25 protein-coding genes are annotated in these 23,994 nt (G+C 55.7%); 7 read left to right on the forward strand and 18 right to left on the reverse strand.

The features are described 5' to 3' along the window. The first annotated feature begins 164 nt into the window (after window positions 1-164). Window positions 165-809, forward strand: a complete 645-nt coding sequence (locus tag DET50_RS19505; RefSeq protein WP_220150148.1) for a hypothetical protein — start codon at window positions 165-167, stop codon at window positions 807-809. 140 nt (window positions 810-949) lie between these two features. Here the strand turns inward: DET50_RS19505 and DET50_RS13365 are convergent, their stop codons facing one another. Then, window positions 950-2,290: a tyrosine-type recombinase/integrase gene (locus tag DET50_RS13365; protein ID WP_258546130.1), complete on the reverse strand. Its 1,341-nt coding sequence runs from the start codon at window positions 2,288-2,290 to the stop codon at window positions 950-952. A gap of 237 nt (window positions 2,291-2,527) precedes the next feature. On the opposite strand from DET50_RS13365, the gene DET50_RS13370 reads away from it, so the two are divergent. The 3 genes from DET50_RS13370 to DET50_RS13380 all read left to right on the forward strand — a co-directional run bounded on the left by DET50_RS13370 (window position 2,528) and on the right by DET50_RS13380 (window position 7,036). Then, a complete protein-coding gene (locus DET50_RS13370) occupies window positions 2,528-3,997 on the forward strand; it encodes a malate:quinone oxidoreductase (protein ID WP_113863340.1) in 1,470 nt (489 codons plus the stop codon). Window positions 3,998-4,026: 29 nt separating this feature from the next. After that, window positions 4,027-5,763, forward strand: coding sequence for an isocitrate/isopropylmalate family dehydrogenase (locus DET50_RS13375; RefSeq protein WP_113863341.1), 1,737 nt, complete (start codon window positions 4,027-4,029; stop codon window positions 5,761-5,763). Between the two features lie 922 nt (window positions 5,764-6,685). After that, complete coding sequence (locus DET50_RS13380; protein ID WP_113863342.1) at window positions 6,686-7,036, forward strand: c-type cytochrome; 351 nt, start codon at window positions 6,686-6,688, stop codon at window positions 7,034-7,036. Window positions 7,037-7,123: 87 nt separating this feature from the next. Here DET50_RS13380 and DET50_RS19445 read toward each other — a convergent pair whose 3' ends face one another. Beyond that, on the reverse strand, window positions 7,124-7,276 hold the full coding sequence (locus tag DET50_RS19445; protein WP_181799988.1) for a hypothetical protein: 153 nt from the start codon (window positions 7,274-7,276) through the stop codon (window positions 7,124-7,126). Window positions 7,277-7,511: 235 nt separating this feature from the next. On the opposite strand from DET50_RS19445, the gene DET50_RS13385 reads away from it, so the two are divergent. Beyond that, window positions 7,512-7,694: a hypothetical protein gene (locus DET50_RS13385; protein WP_113863343.1), complete on the forward strand. Its 183-nt coding sequence runs from the start codon at window positions 7,512-7,514 to the stop codon at window positions 7,692-7,694. A gap of 3 nt (window positions 7,695-7,697) precedes the next feature. Here DET50_RS13385 and DET50_RS13390 read toward each other — a convergent pair whose 3' ends face one another. The 12 genes from DET50_RS13390 to soxC all read right to left on the reverse strand — a co-directional run bounded on the left by DET50_RS13390 (window position 7,698) and on the right by soxC (window position 16,784). Next, window positions 7,698-8,636 carry an MBL fold metallo-hydrolase gene (locus tag DET50_RS13390; protein WP_113863344.1) on the reverse strand — a complete coding sequence of 313 codons (939 nt, stop codon included), beginning with the start codon at window positions 8,634-8,636 and terminating at the stop codon, window positions 7,698-7,700. A gap of 42 nt (window positions 8,637-8,678) precedes the next feature. After that, window positions 8,679-9,443 (reverse strand): thiol:disulfide interchange protein DsbG, encoded by a 765-nt coding sequence (gene dsbG / locus DET50_RS13395; RefSeq protein ID WP_113863345.1) that lies wholly within the window; start codon window positions 9,441-9,443, stop codon window positions 8,679-8,681. 29 nt (window positions 9,444-9,472) lie between these two features. Then, entirely contained in the window at window positions 9,473-9,988 is a 516-nt protein-coding gene (locus DET50_RS13400; RefSeq protein WP_113863346.1) for a GlcG/HbpS family heme-binding protein, read from the reverse strand. Window positions 9,989-10,016: 28 nt separating this feature from the next. Continuing rightward, complete coding sequence (locus DET50_RS13405; RefSeq protein WP_113863347.1) at window positions 10,017-10,478, reverse strand: DsrE family protein; 462 nt, start codon at window positions 10,476-10,478, stop codon at window positions 10,017-10,019. Window positions 10,479-10,481: 3 nt separating this feature from the next. Beyond that, a complete protein-coding gene (gene soxB, locus DET50_RS13410) occupies window positions 10,482-12,239 on the reverse strand; it encodes a thiosulfohydrolase SoxB (RefSeq protein ID WP_113863348.1) in 1,758 nt (585 codons plus the stop codon). Between the two features lie 86 nt (window positions 12,240-12,325). Further along, window positions 12,326-12,631, reverse strand: a complete 306-nt coding sequence (locus tag DET50_RS13415; protein WP_113863349.1) for a hypothetical protein — start codon at window positions 12,629-12,631, stop codon at window positions 12,326-12,328. Between the two features lie 25 nt (window positions 12,632-12,656). Beyond that, window positions 12,657-13,496: a sulfur oxidation c-type cytochrome SoxA gene (gene soxA, locus DET50_RS13420; RefSeq protein ID WP_113863350.1), complete on the reverse strand. Its 840-nt coding sequence runs from the start codon at window positions 13,494-13,496 to the stop codon at window positions 12,657-12,659. Between the two features lie 51 nt (window positions 13,497-13,547). Then, on the reverse strand, window positions 13,548-13,859 hold the full coding sequence (gene soxZ / locus DET50_RS13425; RefSeq protein ID WP_092006139.1) for a thiosulfate oxidation carrier complex protein SoxZ: 312 nt from the start codon (window positions 13,857-13,859) through the stop codon (window positions 13,548-13,550). Window positions 13,860-13,883: 24 nt separating this feature from the next. Further along, complete coding sequence (gene soxY / locus DET50_RS13430) at window positions 13,884-14,372, reverse strand: thiosulfate oxidation carrier protein SoxY (RefSeq protein WP_220150150.1); 489 nt, start codon at window positions 14,370-14,372, stop codon at window positions 13,884-13,886. A gap of 18 nt (window positions 14,373-14,390) precedes the next feature. Next, a complete protein-coding gene (gene soxX / locus DET50_RS13435) occupies window positions 14,391-14,744 on the reverse strand; it encodes a sulfur oxidation c-type cytochrome SoxX (protein ID WP_220150151.1) in 354 nt (117 codons plus the stop codon). Window positions 14,745-14,791: 47 nt separating this feature from the next. After that, window positions 14,792-15,469 (reverse strand): c-type cytochrome, encoded by a 678-nt coding sequence (locus DET50_RS13440; protein ID WP_181799989.1) that lies wholly within the window; start codon window positions 15,467-15,469, stop codon window positions 14,792-14,794. Further along, window positions 15,453-16,784 (reverse strand): sulfite dehydrogenase, encoded by a 1,332-nt coding sequence (soxC, locus tag DET50_RS13445; RefSeq protein ID WP_113863353.1) that lies wholly within the window; start codon window positions 16,782-16,784, stop codon window positions 15,453-15,455. Before soxC ends, DET50_RS13440 begins: the two co-directional genes overlap by 17 nt. Before the next feature lie 314 nt (window positions 16,785-17,098). On the opposite strand from soxC, the gene DET50_RS13450 reads away from it, so the two are divergent. Then, a complete protein-coding gene (locus tag DET50_RS13450) occupies window positions 17,099-18,052 on the forward strand; it encodes an MBL fold metallo-hydrolase (protein WP_220150152.1) in 954 nt (317 codons plus the stop codon). Here DET50_RS13450 and DET50_RS13455 read toward each other — a convergent pair. From DET50_RS13455 to DET50_RS13465, 3 genes are read right to left on the reverse strand one after another with little or no spacing between them, the layout of a single operon-like run. Next, window positions 18,049-18,645 carry an ATP-dependent zinc protease family protein gene (locus DET50_RS13455; protein WP_113863354.1) on the reverse strand — a complete coding sequence of 199 codons (597 nt, stop codon included), beginning with the start codon at window positions 18,643-18,645 and terminating at the stop codon, window positions 18,049-18,051. The genes DET50_RS13450 and DET50_RS13455 overlap by 4 nt on opposite strands. Next, a complete protein-coding gene (locus tag DET50_RS13460; RefSeq protein ID WP_113863355.1) occupies window positions 18,645-19,217 on the reverse strand; it encodes an acyl carrier protein phosphodiesterase in 573 nt (190 codons plus the stop codon). The genes DET50_RS13455 and DET50_RS13460 overlap by 1 nt, the downstream gene beginning before the upstream one ends. A gap of 33 nt (window positions 19,218-19,250) precedes the next feature. Then, window positions 19,251-19,790: a porin family protein gene (locus tag DET50_RS13465; protein WP_113863356.1), complete on the reverse strand. Its 540-nt coding sequence runs from the start codon at window positions 19,788-19,790 to the stop codon at window positions 19,251-19,253. 250 nt (window positions 19,791-20,040) lie between these two features. Here DET50_RS13465 and DET50_RS13470 point away from each other — a divergent pair, with 250 nt between their 5' ends. After that, window positions 20,041-21,453, forward strand: a complete 1,413-nt coding sequence (locus tag DET50_RS13470) for a TrkH family potassium uptake protein (RefSeq protein ID WP_113863371.1) — start codon at window positions 20,041-20,043, stop codon at window positions 21,451-21,453. Between the two features lie 11 nt (window positions 21,454-21,464). On the opposite strand, the gene glgP is transcribed toward DET50_RS13470, so the two are convergent. After that, entirely contained in the window at window positions 21,465-23,990 is a 2,526-nt protein-coding gene (gene glgP / locus DET50_RS13475; RefSeq protein WP_113863357.1) for an alpha-glucan family phosphorylase, read from the reverse strand. Window positions 23,991-23,994: the final 4 nt, after the last annotated feature.

Raw genomic sequence — 23,994 nt, forward strand, 5'->3', positions numbered from 1 at the left:
TCAGGTCGAGAGTGCTTCCATCGTCCTGGGGGCTCAAGCGCTGACAAATTCCAAGGTGTTAGCCACTTCATTCACATCATGGTTTGCTAGATAAGTTCTCTGTTTGTCCTACAGTGAAAGTTACTGGCCAGTGTATCCGCCAAAACTTCAGGATGAGGTGTTACATGGAGTTAAACAGCAAGCTCAAGGAAATTCTCACACCAGCCTATGCACCATGCGCCGGATTTTCAGGTGCATGTGAAAGCATGCGTTGGGATCCACGAGAAGGGCATGTGCCCAGGGGATTTTTAGGTGCACATGGCAACTTGGAAGAAATTGAACTTGTTCTTGTGTTCGCCGAACCTGGCGATCCTCACGACGACGAAGTTCACAGTGGAATTGAGTCCGCGCATGAGAAAGCGATGAGGGCGTTTTCAGAAGGCACTGACCTGTTTCACCGAAACGTCAGGCTGATACTGAATTTATGCTGGCCAGAATTAAATTTTGAACAACAGATTAAAAAGACATGGATGACGAACTCCGTTTTGTGTTCAGCCCCGGTTGAATCGGGCCCGGTGCGCGTTGCGTGCGAACGAAATTGCGGAACTCGCTACCTGTTGCCTCAACTTGAGCTGCTCAATCACTGCGTGATAGTTGCGTTGGGGGCCAAGGCTCGGGATCGAATGCGCGCACTCGGCATTGAGTCCTTTATCCCAGCTGTTGCTGCTGCGCCTCCGGGCTGTAACCTTAAAGAAGCGAAGTCCTCCTGGCAGGCAATCGCTGATGAAATACACAGGCGCAATGCTGCATGCCACGCCGGCCTAAAATAATCTCCAACATTACGACCGATCGTTAGAATCATTTTTGATTGAGGCTATTGTCAGGAACTGGATTTTGCCAATTCTGGCTGGACCTAATTCGGAGGCAGGGTCAATACCGACAGTACGAGAATTGTTTTTCTCAAGTCCATTCAAACCAGCCGTCTCCGGCCCTCGGTTCGACGCCGTGCCTGTTCTGAATTCACGTAAACCGATTCGGTGAAAGTCGCATTGGCGTGCCCGAGTTCCTCACTGATGTGGCGAATATCGCCACCTGCTTCAATCGCTTGGCTGGCACCGGTATGCCGAAGATAGTGGGTCTCGGATCGGATCGCCAGCATCTGTTTGGCTTCGTCGATGAAGCCTTCTCGTTCCATTCGGTCCGCAGTGGCAACCATGGCTTGCTCATAGATTCGCTGGACCTGTCTTTTACCGATCGCATCTCCCTTTTTGGAAGGAAGAATGGGTGTGGATTCGCCGGGAACGGGCAGGGGGGAGGTGAGCCCCAGGTGTAAACGCCATCGTTTTAGGTAACCAAGGTAGGCATCGGGAAGAGTGACCTGACGGGTCTTGTCGCCCTTGCCGAAAACGGAATAGATCCAGTAGGGTTCACCATCAACGATGGTGCGCCTGAAATCACCAAATGTTGGCGTTCTCAGCTGCCCCAGGTCCACCGGTCTCGGGGCCAATTCGCTGACTCGGAGAAACAGGCTTTTCATGGTTACGATGACGAAAAGATGGCGTTCGTACCTGGCATCGGCGCTGGCGAGCTCCGTGAGGGTTTCAAGCAGATACGACCACTGCCAGTCGGTCAGTCGCCGCACTTCTGCATCTTTGTCCTGATTTAGGCTGGGCTTGGCATTCCGGTCCCGTTTTCGGACATCAAGTAACGGGTTTCGTTGCAGGTAATCCTGCATCACCAGATATTTGAAGAAGGTCTGCAAGGCTGTCCGGCTGGCATTCAGGCTTGCCTGCGTTACGGAGTAGGGCGCGTTGAGGTCCTTGGACCGCAGGGCCATGGGGCGCCAATTCGGATTGAACTGCCGTTCGTCATTACTGCTGATAAAGGCGGGGTAGATCCCGCGGGACACCCACGGTGCCGGCGGCGTTTTCAGGAAGGTGAAATAACTGCTGACAAGGTCGGTATCTGCCTGTGAAAGACGCCGTTTTGCGATCAACCAGGTGTAATTCAGAAACCTCTGAATCTCGCTTCGAAACCGGCTGTAGGTGCCTGAAACATCGCTGTATTTTACTAGGAACTTGTGGGCGATGCTGAAATCTTTCAGGGCTGACCCGTGATCGATCGGGAGCGCAGCCAAAGCCGCCTGCAGGTCTGGATAGAGCTCGAGATCGGCCTGTTCGTGGATAAGTTCGGCGGTATCGAACAAGGGAAAACCGGGAAATCTGGCTCTTGAGTTCATGCGGGGCGTCTTTTGGGCGACTATAGAAAGTGCTAAATCGTCGGCACCAGGAATCAATAGGTTAGCGAGCAATTTTCACGCAAAGTGCTAAACAAACTTGAAATGGAGTCTACCACAACTAGTCGATTCGAGGTTCCCAAAAAGTATTAACCCCATCAATGCGACTGAAATTGTCCAAAACCAAGAAGTTGAAATGTCGATTCGATGCTCAGCCGAGCGCTTTTTTCGTATACAGAAAAAGCGTGCTACCGTCATCGAAGTAAACGTTGCCGAATAATTTCAGAATCTTGACTCTGACGGGAAGAACGAATGAACGTAATTGTTATCGGCGCAGGAATAATGGGCACTACTTTCGCCACACTGGCGAAGGAATTGGCACCGGAACTGGATATCACCATTCTGGAAAGACTGGACGGCCCTGGTTCCGGGAATTCCTGGGTGTTCAACAACGCAGGTACCGGGCACGAGGCGAATTGTGAGCTCAACTACACCCCGGTGGACGAAGAGGTTATTTCAGTCGAAAAGGCTGTAAAGATTCACGCCCAGTTCAACGTCGCCAAGCAGTTCTGGGCCTATCTGATCCGGAAGGGAGCGATCAAGGATCCCAAATCGTTCATCAACCAGACCAAGCACTGCACCATCGTATCCGAGCCGTCGATTCAGGAACTGCAACTCCGGTTCAACGAGATGTCCGCTCACCACTTCTTCGAACAGATGCGTTACTCGGAAGATTTCGACGAGATCAAGAGCTGGATCCCGTACACCATGGAGGAGCGGCCACGCCATGAGAAGATGGCGGCGACCGTTATCGAGACGGGTACAGACGTCAATTTTGGTGCGCTGACAGAGCAAATGGCCAGGCACGCTGTTGAAGATCTTGGGGTAAAGATTGAATACAGCACCCACGTCAAGCGCGTGCATCGCAGCCCCTCGGGTAGCTGGCTTGTGGAGACCCGGAGCAGGGGGGTTGATCGCCAGTACAAGGCGGATGTCCTGTTTGTCGGTGCTGGCGGTGGCGCATTCCCGATTCTGAAAAAGAGCCATCTGCCATTCGCCCGTCGTTTTACCGGCTTTCCCGTTGGCGGGCGTTTCCTGCAAGCCGAGATTACCGAAGAGCAGGCCAAGCAATACCGGGCCAAGACCTATGGGAAGGCAAAGGTGGGAGCACCGCCAATGTCTGTTCCTCATCTCGATCTGCGGGTATCGGATGGAAGGTATTACCTTCTGTTTGGCCCGTTTGCCTCGTTCAAACCGGTGCTGGAGAGAGGGCGGGGGTTCCTCGATTACCTTCGCTCAATGCGGATCCACGATATTCCGAGTCTGCTGAATGTCGCCCTTGAGCACTTCCCCCTGGTCAAATACCTGGTTTCAGAGACTTTCAAGGGCGAAAAGCGCATGTTCGAAGAACTGGACAGCTTCGCGCCGGGCATGAGCAAGAAGTTCAACTGGAAGTCGGTCGAGGCTGGCCAGCGTGTGCAGATCATCCGGGATGGGGACCTGCAGATGGGCACCGAGATCCTGGTCTCCAGTGACAAGACCTACGGCACATTGCTGGGCGCGTCTCCCGGTGCTTCGGTATCGCCGGAAGTCATGTTGCGTTGCCTGGAACAGCTTCTGCCGTCTATTTTTACCAGTGAGGAAGCGGAGAAAAAGAAGAAGGAGATATTCCCCGAAGACAATCTGGATACCCTGGCGAAGAATCCCGAGCGTTATCGGGAGATCAGAGATAGCGTCAATGAGCGGTTGGGCATCAAGCCGTCGGCATCACAGCAGGACTGAACAGGCCAACAAATAACAGGGAGATTTCCATGGATAGCAAAATCAGTGTGAGCTCGCCTCTCGTGATCCTTCACGGCGACGAAATGGCTCAGGTCGCGTTTGAGCAAATTCTCAAGAAGTTTGTATGCTCACGGCTTGATATTCAGCTTGAGGAAATTGATCTGTCTGCGGAAAACCGCCTCCTGACGAATGGCCAGGTGGTCCTCGATGCCATTGATGCGCTTCAGCGCCATGGCGTGGGTGTGAAAAATGCCGGCATGACCGTAAATCGGAAGCAGCTCGAGGACTTGCTCCGGAAACATCCGGATTTGGACGGCAACAACCTGCATCCGCTGGCGACCAAGTCTCCGAACGGCGCTATCCGGAAGGGTATCAGCGGCAATATTACCCGGGAAGACATCCAGTTTCGCAACCTCAATATTCGCCGGCCGGAGTGGGTGGGGCGCGATATTGAAGTGGATACCATGGAATTCGGTGGCATCAAGGACAGCTTTAACCAGCTGTCGCTGGCGACCGGTGTGGTCAAACTGATGTTCGTGGGAAGCAGTGGGGACCCTGTGGAGCTGCATCGGCGTGAGATCCGGAAGGGCGATCCGTGGTTGTTGGCAACGAACGACATCGAAGACGTTAAAGGCTGGGCGCACCGCTTCTTCCAGCGCGCCATCGCAGAGAAACGGGACATCTACCTGGGGCTGAAAGATACGGTGATACCCGGCTACGACGGCGCCATGCGTTCGGTGATCGAAGATATCTACCACAGCGACTATAAACAGCAGATCGAGGAACTGGGTCTTAATTACTACTATGAACTGATCGATGCCCAGGCGGCGCGAATCGTTTCCAACCCGCCGGAGCGCGCGCTCTGGGGTGTGCCGGATAACACCACCGGACGCAAACTGCTCAAGCTGGTGAATCAACTCAAGGAATTTGGCATTCCGGGCCGGGGTGCACATGTGTCCATCTCTCGGATGAGTGCCGGCGGTGGTGACCAGTACGGCAGCTTCAACATGGCCGCCAAGGAAGACGGCATTCTCAAGGTGATCGTCGACGGTGATGAGAAGCATGCCCGCCGGGTCAGAAAGGGCGACCCCATGCTGCTCATGTCCAATGACCGGGAAGCCATCAAGGACTGGGTTCTTCAAGTGTTCCGCGACGCCTCGCGCAAGGAAAAAGAGGTGTATTTCGGCCTCAAACGCGAGTACATGGAGTACGACGAAGTCTACAGCGACGTGATAACCGAGGTGCGCCGCGAGTTGGCTGGTGAGGACACGCCACCACCATCGTTCATGATTATGCGGCCTTCGAGCCAACTCAAGAAGATGATCACCGATCCTCCCCGTAACGCGCTTTATCCCTCCCAGAACCTGGATGGGGACATCTTCTCAGACATCTCAGCTGCGCTAGGTGGAAGCCTGGCCACGGCTAGTTCGATCATCGAGAGCAAAGACGGCACCATGTTGTTCGAGGCGCCTCATGGCACGGCCCATGATCTTTACCTGAAGTATCTGGAGAGCGACGGCAAGATAGCCCATTTCAACCCCTCAGCATTGATTTTTGCGCTGGCCAACGCCCTGGAAACTCTCGGTGAGAGAGAGGGTAACGAGCCCCTGAGTCACTACGCAGTTCAATTGAAGGCCGCATTAACCGATACGGTCGACCGAGGTGTCGTTACGGCCGATCTGAAAGGGAAAACCGTGGATCCGGCGTCCGAACAGGTAGTGGATATGGTGGGCTTTCTCGAAGCTGTAGAAAAAGCGCTTCCGTGAACTGCTGAACACCGAAAGCGCCTGAGCGTGGAGTGGAGGTGAGTTCTGCGGAGAATATATTTAATGTCCAATACTCCTAAATATTGGACATGGTTTATATCCTCTTTAAATCAGAATGTTACCTTAACATGCTTCGCGTGTAACTGTTTGATGATGTGGATTGTGTTTGGGTGGCGGAATGGCCTCTTTGCCGGAGCAATGCGCGTCAGGTTCTCTAAGTTTTGCGGGGATTCTAAACAGGGGTCAGATGAAGGTGTTCATCAGACCGCGGTGGGTTCGCAGGCTATGGTGGGTTCAGACGGGCCTCGTTGTTTTTTTGGCTCAGGGTTGGTTCGTGGCTCTTGTTTCCAGGAAAAGGGGTCTGATGAAATTTTTCATCTGACCCCGGACTTACGTGAACAGTGAAAGTAGATGGGCGCGGACGATGAAATGGGAGCTTTGGTACCAAGGTTCATCCGGGTTCGGAGTAGCACCAATAGTCGGAGTTAGCTGCCACGAATAAGAAGGGGTCAGATGAAAGGTTTCATCAGACCCCAATCTGACCCCAGCGGTTGTTGTTTGGTCTGAAGAATCCGGCTTGGGCTATCGTTCTCTGTAGATTTTTGGAAAGGTGTGTGGTGCCCTGATTTTCTGGCTACGCCCATCCATTACTGCGCATAATGTATATTATGTTAAATACGGTAAATAGCACAGAAACCAGAACTCGCGGATTTGAAGGTACTCTGCCAGCGCCAATCTCCTCTGATTATTCTCTCCCGCTATTAACCTCACCGGCATAGCACAATTGCTCCCGACGGCCCTGGTACTCGTGGAATCGCCCAGCTTCTTGGTTTAGCTTTATCTCTGAGGTGGCAGTATTGGTGAATACCATTGGCAGTAATCTCGGACGATTACATCAGGGATATAAAGAAAGGAAGCTGATATGAAACGGATTACCTTACCAATTACGCTAGCCGGCTGCTTTTGCCTTGGCTCAGTGGCCGCACTGGCCGATTCCCACGGAAAAGGCACAATGAAACTGGCTGAAGAGAAACAATGCATGGCCTGCCATACCACCAGTGAGGAGGTTCCCCGTGCGCCCTCCTTCCAGAGCCTCGCCCAGAAATATACTAAAGACGATGCAGATCGACTCGTTCAGGTCGTTCTGACTGGCGGCGAGGATCACTGGGGCTCCGCAGAAATGCCTGAAATGGATGCCCGTGCAGACGTGAGTGAGAAAGAGGCCAGAAAACTGGTGAATTGGATTCTGGATATGCGCGCAGAAAAGATGTGAAAACCCGGGAATTAGCCAACTGAATCAGGCCGGTGTCAAATCAATTGCACCGGCCTTCTTTTCTCGGCCCAGCAAAAAATGCGGTAATCAGAACTTCCAGAAAGGCGTGCGAAGTCTTGCTTCGACAACTTCCGGCGAAAAGCCCACATCGAGAAGCAGACGGGGTTCGGTGTTTTCTACGAGGCGTACAAAGTTGCGCTTCATACGCCAACCTTTAAACCAGGTAGCAGCTGTTTTCATGGTCTCTAATCATCCTGTTGGTGTTACGGCAAGCGAATCATGCCTTGGTAGTCATTAGGGACCTATTATACTGCTTACTGTCTACTAAACAGATGCTTAGAAACCACTACTTCTTGCGCTGAACGTCGGCGAAGTAGCGCCTTTTACGTATAAAACCGGGCCCTGCTACGGCACCGGATGAACAGCTTGTTCCTGCGGGCTACGTGATTCCGCCGGATGCTGCTGGGGTGAGTTGATGTTTGTGGAGCCGATGGTGTCTCTGGCCTACCTTGAATCACTTGCGGATTCGACCACACCGGTCAAAAAGCCGCAGAGATACAGCTATCCGGCCTGGTATCCCGCGGCCTACCGGATCGGATTTGATCCGGGGAAAGGCGAATACACCATCGCACTCCTGGAGTTGCAGAGATATGACTGAGGATCAGAAGTACTCGAACTCGAGATCCTGGTAAACCCGTCCGGCATTTTTGCCGGCAAGTTCCTCGAAAGTTTCGAGGTAGGACCACTGGGACTGGTCGATGTTGTAGGCATCGTCCAGTCCACCGCCCTGCTCCAGAATCTCGGCCACGGCGTTACGCAGGAAGACGAGATAGCCCCGTGTTTCTTTGGTCACCACATCGATGGTGGTCGGCTCGCCATGCCCCGGAATGACGATTTCCGGGTCCAGTTGCTCGGTCATCTTGTCGAATGATTCAATCCAGGCGCCGGTTTCGGTATTTTCAAACACAGCCAGCAGGCGCTGATGGAAGCCCAGGTCGCCGGTGATTACCAGCTTTTCCTCGGGTATCCATAGCGCAATGTCTCCCGGAGCGTGGCCCGGGCCGAAATAATGCAGCTCGATGGTTACGTCCCCCATTTCCAGGTCGTAACGCTCATCAAACCCGATGTCAGGCACGGCAACGTAGGTTCCCTCAGCCTTATCCTTCATCCGGCGTTGCATGGAGGCCAGTTTCAGCTCCCCCTGATGCTCGAATTCGGCAATCGCTTCGTTCTGCGCAATGATCGGCACGCCCTGGTCTCGCCAGTAGCTGTTGCCCAGCATCGAATGACCCTGGGCGTTTTCATTCACCACGTATTTGACGTCTTTATCGGTGATGCTGCGAATGGAGTTATGGAAGGATTTGGCCAGCAGATAGTTGTCACCACCGTTGAACACCACCACACCTTTTTCAGTAATGATAAAGCTGAGGTTGTTGTTGTGGCCGTGGTTTTCGTAGGTGCCCGGCGCGGTTGCACCGATGGCCGAGTAGACCCGGTCGGTAACCTTGGTGAGCTCCAGTTGCTCGGGAATGCCATTGCTTGCAGCAGCGACAAACCCGGGAATGATCAATAACGCCAGTAACAGTCCTCGAAAACCCATTGTTATTCTCCTTGTACTAACAATCCGGAGCGAATAGCCGCTCTATTCCGGATACCTGAAAACCGCTTCGGATAACGCCGAGTCGTCAGGCAGGCCGACGATCTTGCGTATTTCTCCGTCCGGATCTTTGTAGAAAACCGATGGAGTCGCTGCCACCGACAGGGTCTCCATCAATTGATTGTTGCTCTGAACCTTGTCCCTCAGGTCTTTCGGCACATTTTCATCTGATTCCAGCCAGTCCCGGGGAAACTGGCTGTCATGGAATTCAAGCTTCTGCACCGGGTTCTCCGCCCCAAGTACGCTAGCTGCCTTGGCCAGGCTGGAAGGCTGGATGATGCCGACCATGATGTGGCGCAACTCGATACCGCGCTCAAGAAATGGCTGGGCTTTTTCACGGAACGCGACGCAATAACCGCAGTTGGGATCGGAAAAGACATAGACGATGCGCTGGGCATCACTGGGCCCCTCCGAAACCCAGGCGGCGTCCGCCAGGGTGTCCCAGGCTCCGGTCAGGTCCGGTTTCGGGAGCCAGTTCCTGAGATGGTTCGCACTCAGATCCTGGCCAAACCCGTCCACCATCTTGCCGATAACCACATGCTCGCCGTCTGGCATCAGGTATAGCGAAACCGGATGTCCATTCCTCCGGCCGACAAAACCTTTAAGGCCACCCGGCGCTTCAAAGCTGGCCTCGACCTTCAGGCCCTCATCGATCAGGACCTGTACGGCATCCGGGTAACTCGCGGATACCGCCATGGTGGGCAGCAGAAGCATTGGGGAAAGGACTTTCAGAACACTTCGTAGGATCATGATTCCCCGCGAGTTTTAAATAAAAACCATCAGAAGGACGCCATTTCCAGGTCCATTTCCACGGCCGCGACACCGGCCTGGGCACACATTTCATCGGTCTCCCCGGAAGGTGCGCCACTTACGCCGACGCCGCCGACGGTTTCACCGCTCGCCTGGATAGGAACACCCCCGGCAGAGAGCAAGACGTTATCCACCTTCCCGACGGAAAATGGGCCGGTGAAACGACCTTCCAGGGCCGAAGTCGGGCTGGTGAAGGTCATGGCGGTGTATGCCTTGCGGTAACTGACCTCAAGGGACAGATCCATGGCCAGGACATCCCGCAGCACCACCTGAGGATGTCCGCCGCGGTCAACGACTGTTACCGATACATGAACGCCCTCCTCCCGGCATGCGTCGATCGCCGTTTTGGCGATGGTCAGGGCGGTATCCATGGACAGCTTCTTGATCTCGACCATGACCGGCTGGTCGCTGCCCTGGGCTCCGGCAATACCGCTGGCAGCGAGGGCTGAGACGAACATCAGGGATTTTGACAGCTTGGTCTTCATGACATGCTTCCTTTATAGAGAGGGACGATCATGGGCGAACAAGCACATAGCCTTCTTCGACCTTTTCGAGAATATGGGCGACGCCTACATCCACTGGAACACTTTCCGGATGGATATCCGGTCGGGTTCCGGTGTCGCGTTCGATGGTATCAATGGTGTTCATGCAAACGGTGAAGCGTACGCCCTGCGCCATCAGGCTGTGGATACGCCTGACCCGACTGTTGTCGGTGTACATCAGCCGGACGCCAGGACCGAACGTGGTGATTTCGATATCAATCAGGTCCGGTCCGTAATACTCCAGAAGGTTGGCCGCAATGCTCAGGACCTTGTCCTGTTTCTCCGGCTCGTCGTCACTTAACTGAAGAAGCAGGAATTTCTCCGCGAATGGTTTGTTCTCACTGACCGGCTCCGCCCGCAGAGCGGTGGTGACCGCCAGTATCGCGATCGCCAGCCCTAACGTCAGATACTTCGGAAGCAAATTCCTGCCCATGACTTACCCCGCGTAGTCTGCAATCCCCGGATTATCCGCCACGTTCTTCAGTTTCGGCGTGTTGAACTTGTCGATTTTCACGGTCTTCTCCGACCGGAGATAATCGGCCACTACATCCCAGATCGGCCGGCCAGGTGCCCGTGAGTTAACGGTGGCCCAGCCGGCAACCTTGTACATCTTGTTTGCCTCAATGGGCTCGCCATTGTCCAGGCGCATATCCGAGATACGGCCGTTCATGGAGCCGGTGGGATCACAGGTGTAATCCATGCCGCCAACACGCACCATATCGCCACCCTGCTGGTAGTAAGGGTCCTTGTTGAACAGGTTGTCGGCCACATCTTCCATGATCAGTTTCAGGTCGGCCCCGGACATCTCGCGGACGTAGGTTTCGGGATAGGTGATCGCGGTGGCGTTCATCACGTCATCCATGGTGATGTGATCACCCGGCAGCACCGTGGTCCCCCAACGGAAACCGGGCGAGAGGGAGATCTGGGCATCGAGCACCTTGCGTTGGGCATCGCAGATCACCTGGTCCATGGTGCCGTTGAAATTACCCCGCCGGTAGAGCAGCTCGTCCGCAATGGCCAGCTTCTCACCAAGCTTGTCCATGTAAGGCGCGCGGACTTCCTGGATAAAGTTGACCATGTCGGGATCCGGCTTGATCAGATCGGAGAAGACGGGCAGCAGTTTGTATTCGTAACCCCGGACCCCGTTGTTGCCGATATCCAGGTCCAGCACGGCAACGTATTTGCCGTTGGTGCCGGCGTTGCTGACCAGGGTCTTGCCGCCCGGGTTGGTCACTTCCGTCGGCTGCGGCACAGCATCGTGGGTATGACCGCCCAGAATGGCATCGATGCCGGTAACGCGGCTGGCCATCTTCAGGTCAACGTCCATGCCGTTGTGGGAGAGCACCACGACTGCATTGACCTTCTCGTTCTCACGGATTTCGTTAACCAGCGCCTGCATCTCGGTCTCACGAATGCCCATGCGCCAGTCAGGAATGAAATAGGACGGGTTGGCAATTGGCGTATACGGGAAGGCCTGGCCGATGATGGCAACGCGCTTGCCGCCGAGTTCGCGGATGGTGTAAGGCTTGAAGACCCGACCGCTTGCCTCGTCGTAGGATTCTGCGCCCATGAACATGGCTTCATCGGAGAGGAAAACATTCTGGGCCACAAACTCGCCCTTGAAGGCACTCAGATTCTTGCGGATCTGCTCCTCCGGATAGGTGAATTCCCAATGGGCGGTCAGGATATCGATACCAAGGCGGTTGCTGGCTTCGACCATATCCTCGCCGTTGGTCCAGTAGGCTGTACCGGAGCCCTGCCAGAGGTCGCCACCGTCGAGCAACAATGAGTTGCCGGCACCGGCCTGTTCCCGGAGCTGGTCTATCAGGGTTTTCAGATGCGCGAAGCCGCCCAGCTTACCGTATTCCTGCGCGGCCTCAGTGTAATTCAGATAAGTAAAGGCATGGGATCGACGGCTATCCAGGGGGACGCCGAAATGATCCAGGAAGTGTTGTCCCACCAGATGGGGCACCCTGCCCTTGCTGGGTCCGATCCCCAGGTTCACGTTGGGTTCGCGGAAATGCACCGGTGACAGCTGGGCGTGGATATCGGTGAGATGAAGCAGTCGGACGTTGCCGAATTTCGGTGCGTCGTACAGTCCCTCGCCGCCTTCGGCCAAAGCAAGTTTCGGCGCAAGCCCGGCTACGGCTGCCGCTTGCATTGCCATCAGGAAGTCTCTGCGGGATATTGTCACTGCACTCTCCTTTCTTTGTAGTTATTGGAGGTAACCGGCTCCCCCGGATCCGCACCGGGGAAGCCCGTCAGGTTCGGCGCAAGGAGTCAGTTGCCTATCGCGACCTGGCGCCATGCCTCCTTTTGCTTTTTACGCTGGGCAACGGACTCTTCGGCAAGCTTGAGAGCCTCTTTGGCCATCGCCATGGCCTTTTCATGATCACCACTGTCGGCCGCGGATTTGGCGGCTTTCAGGCGGTCACTGGTAATGGTCCACTGGAAGTTTCCAGCATCCTGATGGGTGCTCTGGGCCTTGGCGTAGACTTCCTGAAAGTCCTCTTTCGGGCCCCCCTGGGCGGCCAGCGGAACAGACAGTGCAAGCGAGATACCGATTGCGAGTAAAGGCTTGTTCATTGCGTTTCTCCCTCTGCGTTCCGGACTATGGCCGCGTCGCCGGCCCGACGACCGGGAGACCATTGCTCATATAGGTCAGGAAATACTCCAGATTGCGGTATTCCTCACTCTGTGCCGGCAACGGTTCTGCCCTTACGTTGTTGTTGCATCCCGCGAAGCGACGATGCAGCGTACCCAGCTCACCCCATTTGGCCCGGTGCACCGGGAAGTTTGCTGGTTGTCCGAGCGCCGGCGACAGGAAGTCGGCACGAATCCATTTACCGGGATTCTGCACATGACAACTTGCGCAGCTGAAATTAAGTTGCCCCCTCCGGCTGTAATAGAACTTCTTGCCATCCTGGTAAGCGGCGAGCGCTTCAGGATCGTCTGGCACCTTGATGTTGATGGGCTTGCCCTGGGAGGTGGATGCCATGTAAGCGGAAATCGACGCGATGGCCCCTTTCTTCCATTTCAGGGGTTCCTCACCATTGGCCTCCCGGCAGCGGTTTATGGCGAGTTCAAGCGTGATCACCTCGTTTTTTTCTGTGTCGAAGTAGGGATAGTTCTGGCGAATACCGATGCCACCGTTTTCAAAACAGCTGGCGTAGGTCTTGCCATTGGCAAACGGCGTTTCGAACAACTCCTGCCCTTCGGCTACCGCAAACTCGTAGGGTGGGAAATCCTGCATGGATTCCCACTGCTTGCGGCGATCCTCGTTCAGTGCGTACTGGCCGTTCACGAATTCCTCGAATGGCACATCCGGGAACATCTGCTTGAAGTATTCAACCGATTCTTTCCGGTCTTCTTCAGGGGACGCGCCCGCCAGTGCCTGGGGCACCGCAAGCGCCGCCCCGAGTGCGACCAGAATGACTTTCGCTTTAAGCATGTCCAATCCTCCTTTTCGGCGGTTCAGGATGAACCTGTCCGCCGACCATCTTCAGGCGATCGTTGCGGTGGTTGAATCGCTTGCGCCCTCGTTATCGATCCAGCTGATGGTGAGTTCATCACCTTTCTTGGCTCCCTTGAATCGACACTCGAGGAACGGATCCTTGGATACCGCCGGGCCCCAGTTAGCAACAAATACGTTCTTGCCGTTATGGGAAATGGTCAGAACCTTGATGAAGTGGGCAGGAATGACATTGCCTGCCGAATCCTTTACAAAGCCTGAGTCCATGGGGTGCCGGACCAGGGCTTTCAGCGAGGTCACACCGTTATTTTCTACTGCACGTACTCTGATACTGGACGCCATTATTGTTCTCCTGTCCTTCTACTGTTAGCCGCCGCAGCCGCCAACGGTGACTTTCACGTTCTGGGTGGCCTTGTAGGCTTTGCCGTCAGAAATGACGACCGCGACCACATCTGTCGTCTCCGCCATTTTCAGGCGATTCGACACGAACGGCAGTGTGCCGTCAGGAATGTCAAAATAGGCCGCCAGGGCGTTCGGGTTCTTGGCTACCAGTAGCGCGATGCTGGTCACGTTAGGTAGTGCAGTTTCCACCGTCACCGGTACCACGGCACCGTTCTGTGCGATGGTGGGCAGATCCATTGTGATCTGGTCCGACTCGGTAGCCTCCATTCCGTAAAGTTCCGAAATGGTTTCGTCAACGCCCGGAGTCCGGAACGCTTTCTGGGGCCAATCGGACGCATCCGGTGCGGTGGCCGCCTCAACCCTCAGGGGAACGATGCCCGAACCCAGTGCAAATCCGGCCACGCCGGCACCAAGCACACCTTTCAAAAAGCCTCTTCTTCGTTGGTCAATCACGGTACTTCCTCCTCGCATTCACAGCGTATACAGGTAATCGACGATCCGGTTGATTTCTTCTTTGCTCAGGATCATGTGGCGCCCGAATGGCGGCATAACCGTCACCGGGTTGAATTTGGTTTCATCCCAGACCCGCTTGAACAACATGTCCCGGTCGGGATAGCGGCTCTTCATATCCACCAGCTCGGGACCGATGTTGCCGGCGAGCTTTCCATCGTCCATCTTGTGGCACGCCAGGCAATTGCCATCCTTGCGACTGAATGCCAGCTCCTTGCCCCGGTCGATCTCGGCCTGGGTAGGTTCGGCAAGTGCCGGCGCGGTGGCACACAGCGCTGCTGTGGTCAGACATGCGGTCATTAACGCTTTTCGCATCACGTTCCTCCTCGGCATGGTACGGGGGCGAGACCCCGGTTTAGCCATCACTCTGTGATCCCCTCGTCGAGGGGGCCAGTCGTGCTCGGTGTGAGATTTTTTCCGGCTGCGGAATCAGAAATGGTCACCTCTTCCTTGCAGTCCTTCATACACCGTTCGTTATTGACCACGGGTCTCGGATCCTCCCACGTAAAGCCATCATGATTCGGCATTACTACCTCAGGGAGTGTTTCCTTGTTGGCTACGAAATCCGCATCAACGATGTAATTGAGGTTAAGGACATAGGCCGTTAAGGCATAAACCTGGTCATCCGTGAGGGATTGCGGCGCGAAGAACGGCATGGCCCGGTGGATGTAGTCCCAGAGTGTGGAGGCGTAAGGCCAGTAACTGCCCACGGTTTTCTCCGGACGGTCCTCAGTCAGAGTGCCCTCCCCGCCGGCCAGCTTGGGATAGCGCCCCATCCCTTCCCCGAAGGCTCCATGACACGAAGAGCAATGCGTCTCAAAAAGCGTCATACCCTCGTCGACCGAGCCGCTGCCCTCCGGCAGCCCTTTGCCGTCCGGCCGGACATCGATATCCCACGCTGCAATCTGTTCATCGGTTGGGGTTTCTCCATAGCCGTAGTATCCAGTCGGTTCTGCCGCACCGAGGATGGGCATGGAGGCGAGAATCACACCGCAACAGGTGCTGGCGAGCAGGCGTGGTGTTTTATGAAAGCTGAACATTGACCACACTCCCGTCTCCATTGACTTTCCAGGTCTGGATTGCGTTTTTGTGATAGATCGAATTGGTACCGCGAACGCTTTTGAGCTGAGCCAGCGTCGGCTGTACATAACCGGTCTCATCAATAACCCGGGACTGCAGTAATGCAGGGTTGCCGTCCCATTTCCATTCCAGGGCAAAGCGCGTTAGGGACTTTGACATAACAGGCTCGCGCAACTGCGCCTGTTGCCAGTTCTGGCCACCATCTACGGATACATCGACCGCTTTCACCTTGCCGCGACCACTCCAGGCAAGTCCTTCGATCTGATAGATACCTTTGTTCTTCAGGGGCATCTCAGGGCAAGGCGACGTAATGACCGACTTGGCTTCCATAACCCAGGTGAAACCATGGGCGGTGCCGTCGGGCATCAGGTCGGTATACTTGGAGGTTTCCTCCCGTTGCATCCAGGGTTTGTCACCCACTTCCAGCCGGCGTAGCCATTTCACGTGGGTATTGCCCTCCCAGCCCGGCACGACCAGTCGGACCGGGTAGCCTTGCTCCCGGCGCAACGCTTCACCGTTCTGGGCATAAGCCACGATGACATCGTCCAGCGCTTTTTCCATGGGAATGCTTCGGGTCATGGCAGCGCCATCAGCGCCTTCGGCCAGCAGCCATTTGCCTTCCGGTTTGATGCCGACTTCCTGGAGCAAGGTGGAAAGTCGTACACCGGTCCACTCAGCGCAGCTCACCATGCCGTGCAGGAACTGGAGGGAATTGAGCTGGGCGCCACGCCACTCCATGCCTCCATTCGCGGGACACTCGATGAAGTTGATCTGGGAAACACTGGGGAATCGCTGCAGATCTTCCATGGAGAGGATGATCGGCCGGTCCACAAGACCATGAATCATCAGGCGGTGTTGCTGAGGATCAATTTCCGGACGACCGGCGTGGTGGCGTTCGAAGAAAAGACCGTTAGGAGTGATGATGCCTTTCAAGTGCTGGAGCGGGGTAAAGCTGATGGAAGAAACTTCGTCTGCCGTTAGCCAGGGTACGTTCCGGCGTATGACATCTTTCTCGAACGGAGATGGAACACCATAAGGATCGGTGACCACCCCTGCCCCGAGAGATCGGGTCCACGGCGGAATCTCGGGGGGATACTGTGTCGAAGCCAGTGCCTTCGGGGCGATGCCTGCGAGAGCACCTCCAACCATGGCACCGCCTGCGGTGAACAGTCCGCTTCTGAGAAAACGTCTGCGTTCTTCTGAGGGTAAGCGTTCTGACTCTTCCAGGGCTATTTTGGACGCATCCTGGTTGAGTCGGCGGAGTTTGCCGAGCATATTGTTTTTCTCCTCCTTCGATGCCGTCTCGGGCAGTCGGCCGACGATCAGTGCGGGACTGAGGTGCGGTCTTGTTGTTTCTGTTATAAGGATATAATTTAGTTATAAACCCGTATTTTTGTGGTTACAAGGAATTTTTGAACCCGGGTTCATTGGACCTTCGTCGTAAAAAACCTGCTTCAGGCGTCCTAAAATTGATCTGAATCAATGCAAATACAAGGACTTACATGGCAGGCAAAAAACAAAAAAGGGGTACCAAAATGATGACAAAAAAAGTACAAATCAACATAAGGAATACGGGATTAATTGCCGCAATGCTAATCGCATCCGGAAATGTGGTAGCCGGATTCGCGACAGACTATGCCCCGTTAACGATTCCGTTCGAAGCCACGCCCGTGAGTGCGGACAACGTTTATTACTTTGCTGGCCAGTCCGGAGTTCCGGGGAAGCAGAATGAGGGCTTTACCGCCAATGCGGGCTTTGTTGTCACCGAGGATAGTGTGGTGGTATTCGATGCCCTGGGGACGCCGAGCCTTGGCGCCGCGATGATCGATAAAATACGCGAAAAGACGGAATTACCGATCTCCCATGTGGTAATCAGTCACTATCATGCAGATCACGTATACGGGCTCCAGGCTTTCAAAGATCTGACCGACGCGCAGGTTATCGCCCAGGAGACATCCAGTGTCTACATTAACAGCCCGGATGCAGGGCAACGTCTGGAGCAACGCAAACAGGCGCTGTCACCCTGGGTTGATGACAACACCAGAGTTGTCGCTCCGGATGTAACCTTCGACGACGAAACCTCTGTGGAATCCGGAAGTTATCGCTTCAGCATCGTTCATGCCGGCCCCGCCCATTCGACCGATGACAGCCTGATGATGGTCAGGCCGGCTGGTGTACTGTTTTCCGGGGATATCATCCAGAACGGGCGGGTGCCCTACCTCGCCAGTTCCGAAGTCGATACCCGAAACTGGATGGAAGCCATCGACAAGGTTCGGGAGATGAATCCCAAAATCTTGATACCAGGCCATGGCAAGGCTTCGGAGAATGCCATGGAGGCCCTCAACTTCACTTACGACTATCTGGCGTATGTGCGGGAGCAGATGGGCGCCGCGGTTGAGAACTGGGTTCAGTTTGAGGAGGCCTATGCCGGGACTGACTGGTCCCGTTATGAAGGCCTGCCGGCCTTCGAGGCCTCCAACAAGGCCAACGCCTATCGTGTTTATCTTGAGATGGAGAAGGCCGCGCTGGGAGGCGGTGGCTAGTCTACTCGCGCCTCGCTCTCGTCAGCCAGCTCATCCACGCTGCTGTACTCGCATTCTCTGGGTGCCAGGAAGCTGTCAGAAGAGTCCACGAGAATATTGTCATCCCGCATGAAACGCCGGCCAAGGAGCACAGGGTAGGAAAACTTGCCGCGGTCCGTCAGGGAGAACTGGGTGGTGTGCATTGTGCCGGCGATGCAGAATTCCAGATCGACCACATGCCGGCGTTGCGACGGGGCTCCCTTGCGTTTGATGAGCACGGTCCTGCGTACAGGGCGCTCCAGCACAATCGTCACGTCCTCATGCTCATACAGGTCCCCCTCGGGTTGGTCATCATGATCGCCCAGGGGAATCTCAAAGCTTACCCATTCTTCGTCATTTCTGGTGAACTCCTCGACATTGACGGCATGCAGGGACGATGTCTTGGCACCGGTATCGAGTCGTGCCTTCAGGCGTAATCCGGTGTCTTTCAGAACCACCCACTCGACAAACCCGAGTGTCTCCGGGACGCGGTCACTCTTGCCACTTTTGTCTTCAGCTATTACCGGGTTGAAACCAAGCGAAAGCATCAACAGGAAGATTGCCAGAATACGCATTAAAACTCCTTCGCAATTAATTGAAGGTCTGGGAAAAATTGGAGAAACCTGTGTTCAAGTTCAGGATGATGTTCAAGGATTTCCTCGATCATCCCCTCAAACCGGTTGGCAAACCGAATGCGGGAGGCGACCCGGTCCAGCGCCTGCCCTATATTCTCCAGGTCCTGATAGGCTCCAAACCAGTCGTAGTCCACCATCCTCGCTGTTACGCGCGCCATTTGTGGCGGCATCAGATGGCGATTTTCACTCAACTCCCGGTAGGTGCGCTCGATAAACCGGTCGCAATCATGATCACTGAACCTGTACCAGTGTTTCAGCAGGAAATGGTCGTAGAGTATGTCCAGCGCGACACCGGCAAACCGCCTGCGCTGTGACGAGAAAAGCCGTTTGGAAGCAAGCACCTCGGGATGGCGGTCAGTGAAGGTATCCACTGAGAAGTGGTGACGTACTCCTCGGTGGACTTCGCCCGGAAGCGCCGAGAGTTCGACGCCCCGGGTAAAGTCACCCAGAATGCTGCCCACGCGGGCTTCCGGGGAATCCGGTGCGAGGAAAACGTGGGCAAGATGGTTCAAATCAACTCCCGATTCACTAAATCAGAGCAACGATCAGAAATTAAGCTGGATGCCCACCCCGAGGCCGTCGAGCTCAATATTGTCGTCGTCGTAGTAACGCATGTATTCCAGGTTACCGGACAGATTCGGAGCGAACTCCATACTGGCACCGATACCGTAAGAAACATCGGAGTCATCATCTTCAACTGAACCGACTTCCGCCTCAACCCGGGTAAAACCCAATACCGCATAAGGCGTTACCGGGGATTCATTGGCCAGGTTGAACGTAGCGTAGCCACCGTAGAAGTTGTCTACAGAGACATCCACTCCGTTGACGGTGTCATCGTCGACACCGAAACCTGCACGAGCCTCAATGCCAAGAAACGGCGTGGCCATCACACCGACCTTGCCGGACAGCGTGCCGGCATCGGCATCGTAGGGTCCGATCTCCGCATTCATGAAGGTATAGTTAAAGCCGGCGTATAGCCCGCCAACACCGGATTTGTACATGTCCTGAGCCTGGGCCGTACCCGTTGCCAGAATGCTGCCTGAAAGGGTTGCCAGCGCCAGTGCAAGTGATTTTGTACGTGTCATGACTTGTTCTCCTTAACCGATTCTTCGGTGTTCATCACTGAAAATGCACCAACCCCACGTTGTTTGCCATAGTAAAGATCCGAATTTACCTGTTATTTACGCCGATTTAATTTCGGCTTCATTGCACGCTAAGGCCTTGTCTGCCTTGCGGAAGGTGGGGCCTGCAGGTATTCTGGCGCGGTCTTCCGGTTCAGCTGGCTAGAGCATCCTTTTGAGAAACCTGATCCCTGTCATCTTTATTGTCAGCGTTATGTTTGTGCTTCTGAGCATATTCATGACGTTACCGGTGCTTTTTCTTGCCGGGTCCGAAGCGCCCAATGCCATGGCGTTTGCGGAATCGGCGGCGGTTGTCTGTGGTCTCGGCGTGCTCGGTATTGTCGCCACCTATAACCAGCCACGGGACCTGAAGCCCCGCTTCATGTTTGTGCTCACCGTCTCCAGCTGGTTCATCATTGCCCTCTTCTCGTCCCTGCCCTTTTACCTGAGTGACCTGCACCTGTCCGCCGCGGATGCGTTCTTTGAAGGCACATCGGGCATAACGACCACCGGCGCAACGGTTCTTAGCGGCCTGGACAACATGGACCGGGATTTGCTGCTCTGGCGCTCGATTCTTCAGTGGATCGGCGGCATCGGTATTATCGGCATGTTCGTTGCCGTATTGCCGTTCCTGCGGGTCGGTGGCATGCGACTGTTTGCCACCGAATCCTCAGAGTGGACGGACAAGGCCCTGCCGAGGATGAAAACCCTGAGCCGTGGGCTGCTTTTTGTCTACGTGGTCTTTTCGGTGATTGCGGTTCTGACCTACTGGTTTTCCGGCATGACCCTCTTTGATGCCTTCAACCACGGATTGACCAGTATCGCGACCGGTGGGTTTTCCACCTCCGATCTGTCCATGGGCAAGTTCAACGATGTGATCCTCATGGAAGCCACGCTCTTCATGATCATCGGCAGCCTGCCCTTTTTCCTGTTCGTCCGGGAAATGCACGGTCAACATGGCGTGTTATTCCGGGACCAGCAGGTTCGGATGTTCCTGGCCATCCTGCTGATCGTGCCGGCATTGCTGACACTCTATCGCTGGTGGGTCTCGCCGGTTCCGTTCGATCCGATCCACAATTACGCCGCTACCCTGTTCAACGTGACGTCTGTTGTCACCACCACCGGCTATGCCTCCGAGGATTACAGTGCCTGGGGACCATTGGCGTTTGTGCTGTTCTTCTTCCTGATGTTCGTGGGTGGCTGCTCCGGCTCGACCGCCGGCGGTATGAAGATATTCCGGTTCCAGTTATCGCTGATTATTCTTCGGGAGCAGTTGATGCGCCTGCTGCACCCGCGGGCGGTGCTGACCCGGAATTACAACGGCCGTTCGGTCAGTGACGAGATCATCTCCTCGATGATCGCCTACACCTTCATATTCCTGTTGTGTCTCCTTCTGATCACCGTCGCCCTGGCGGCGATGCAGCTCGATTTTGTAACGGCGTTGTCCGGCGCGCTCACCTCCCTGACCAATGTCGGCCCGGGCCTGGGCGAGATCATCGGGCCCGCGGGCAATTTCGGCCCGCTGCCGGATGCAGCCAAGTGGGTCCTGTCTGTCGGGATGCTGATGGGCCGGCTCGAAATCCTCAGCGTAATTATTGTTCTCTCGCCGGCGTTCTGGCGGGGCTGATCCCTACCGGATCAACGGAGCCAGAGCACCGAAGCGTTTTCCAGGGGCAGGTTCAGGCGATCATCCCTCACCCGGATTCTGGGCGTGTAATGGCCCTCCGGTCGTGCCTGAACCTTGCACTGGTAGATCCAGCCCCGGGCCGAGCCCTCCATGGCCTGTTTGCGCTCCATGGCATGAACCTGTCTTGGGCCGTATTCGGAGGCTTCCGCAATCAGCTCAACCCCGATATGCTCTGCCGGTGCTCCATCCAGATAGACGTCTACCGTGTAGATCTGTTGCTGGCCCTGTTCTTCAAACTCAATGGAGGTGAACCGGAGCCGCGACCAGTGGGCATTGATCTCACGGGATTCCTGGACCAGAGCGTGTGCCGTCTCCGGATCCCTCTGCCTGCCCAGCGCTACCATCGGTCGGTAGAAATCGTCCACGTATTCCCGAACCATCCGATTGGCAGAATAGTGCGCCGTCAACTGGTCCATGCTGGCCCGGATCATGGTAATCCAGTCCCGTGGCCGACCCTCCTGGTCGACCCGGTAAAACGCCGGAACGACTTGCTGTTCAAGCAATTCGAACAGTTCCCGGGCATCGGATTGGTCGTGATCGTTGGTATGGCTGAGTTCCTCGAAGGTGGCACCGGGCCTGATCGCCCAACCCACATCCGGGTTCCAGGCTTCTGCCCACCAACCGTCAAACTGGGAAAGGTTCAGCCCACCGTTAACCAGCACTTTCATGCCGCTGGTGCCGCAAGCCTCCCAGGGATGGCGCGGGGTATTGAGCCAGACATCCACGCCCTGAACCAGCTGGTTCGCGACCCCCAGATCATAATCCTCGATGAACACCACCTTGCCCTCGGCTTCCGGCTTTCTCGAAAACTGCTTCCAGCGCCGGATCAGTTCCTTGCCCGACTTGTCATAAGGATGAGCCTTGCCGGCCAGTACAATCTGTACCGGCTTATCCCGGTGATTGAGCAAAGACAGCAGCCGGTCAGGGTCGGTCAGTAGCAGATTTGGCCGCTTGTAATCCGTAAACCGCCTGGCGAAGCCCAGAGTCAGGGTTTCGTTGTCCAGGAGCAATCCGCAGGCAGCAGCGGGGTCGTTCCCCGGATTGTGCTCACAGTGCTGACTCGCCAGCCGCCGGCGCAGGTACTGGATCAGGCGCTTTCGCTGTGCCAGGCGCATGTCCCACAGGTCCTGGTCTGAGATCCCGCTCATCGGGCAGCTGGCATCCATCGGACGACGCCAGCGATCCTTGCCACAAGCCCGCGTCCAAAGCTCGTCAGACTCCGCGGAATCCCAGCTGGGTGTGTGAATACCGTTAGTGACATATTCCACGGGAATATCATCGGCCGGCCAGCGGGGAAAGAAGTCCTGAAGGATGGTCTGGGAGACCTTCCGGTGAATCCTGCTGACGCCGTTGACACGCCCGCTCATGTTGAGCGCGAGCCAGGCCATGTTCAGTAACGGATCGCCGGTGGCGTCCTGATCCGAGTTGTGGGCCCCCAGGTCCATCAACTGGTCCACGGTCAGATCCTGTCCGGCCAACCAGGGGCTCAGGTAGAGGCGCACCAGGCGTCTCGGAAAACGGTCGAAGCCGGCGGCCACAGAGGTATGGGTGGTGAAAAGGTTGGTGGCCCGGGTTGCCATGCGGGCGGTATCGAAGTCCCTCTCGTTGTCACGGGCCCATCCGAAAGCCCGTTCAAGCAGTGCCAGTGCGCAATGCCCTTCGTTGATATGACAGGCCACCGGATCCCGCCCAAGAGCTCGCAGCAAACGCCACCCGCCAATGCCGAGGACCATCTCCTGTTGCAACCGTTTTTCCGGATCACCGCTGTACAACTCACTGGTGATACCCCGGTCGCCGGGTTCGTTGCGGGGGTCATTGCTGTCCAGTAGCAACAGCTCACAGTGCCCAACCTGGCCGACCCACGCTCTCAGGCGAACATCACGGCCCGGCAAAGGCACAATTACCCGCAGCCACTGATCGTCTTCATCCCGCAGTGGGGATACCGGCAGCATTGTGGGGTCATTGTAGGGGTAGAATTCCAGCTGTTCGCCATCGGTACTTATTGCCTGGCGGAAGTAGCCCTGCTGATAAAGCAGGCCGACAGCAGTAACGGGAACGCCAAGGTCGCTGGCTGCCTTCAGGTAATCCCCGGCAAGTACGCCAAGTCCCCCACTGTAAAGCGGGAGTGACTCACTCAGCCCGTATTCCATGCAGAAAAAGGCGATCCCACGGTCGAGTTCATCCCGGCACTGCTCGGAGTACCAGGTATCGGCACGGACGAACCGTTCATGGGCATCCATCTGCTCCCGGTACCGAGCCAGAAATTCCGGGTCCCGGCTGAGCTCGTCCAGGCGCTCTCCCGAGGCACTGTTGAGCACCAGCCAGGCATTCCGGGTGCTGTCCCAGGTTTCCTGATCCAGGGTGCGCCAGAGCACATCACTGCCGTGATGCCAGCTCCATCTCAGGTCCAGTGCAAGGGTGAACAAACCATTCAGAGCCTCAGGCAACTGCCTTGGCCGGTAGGCCGCTAACGTCATCGGT

Source organism: Marinobacter pelagius, from assembly GCF_003315345.1.
Taxonomy (GTDB): domain Bacteria; phylum Pseudomonadota; class Gammaproteobacteria; order Pseudomonadales; family Oleiphilaceae; genus Marinobacter; species Marinobacter pelagius_A.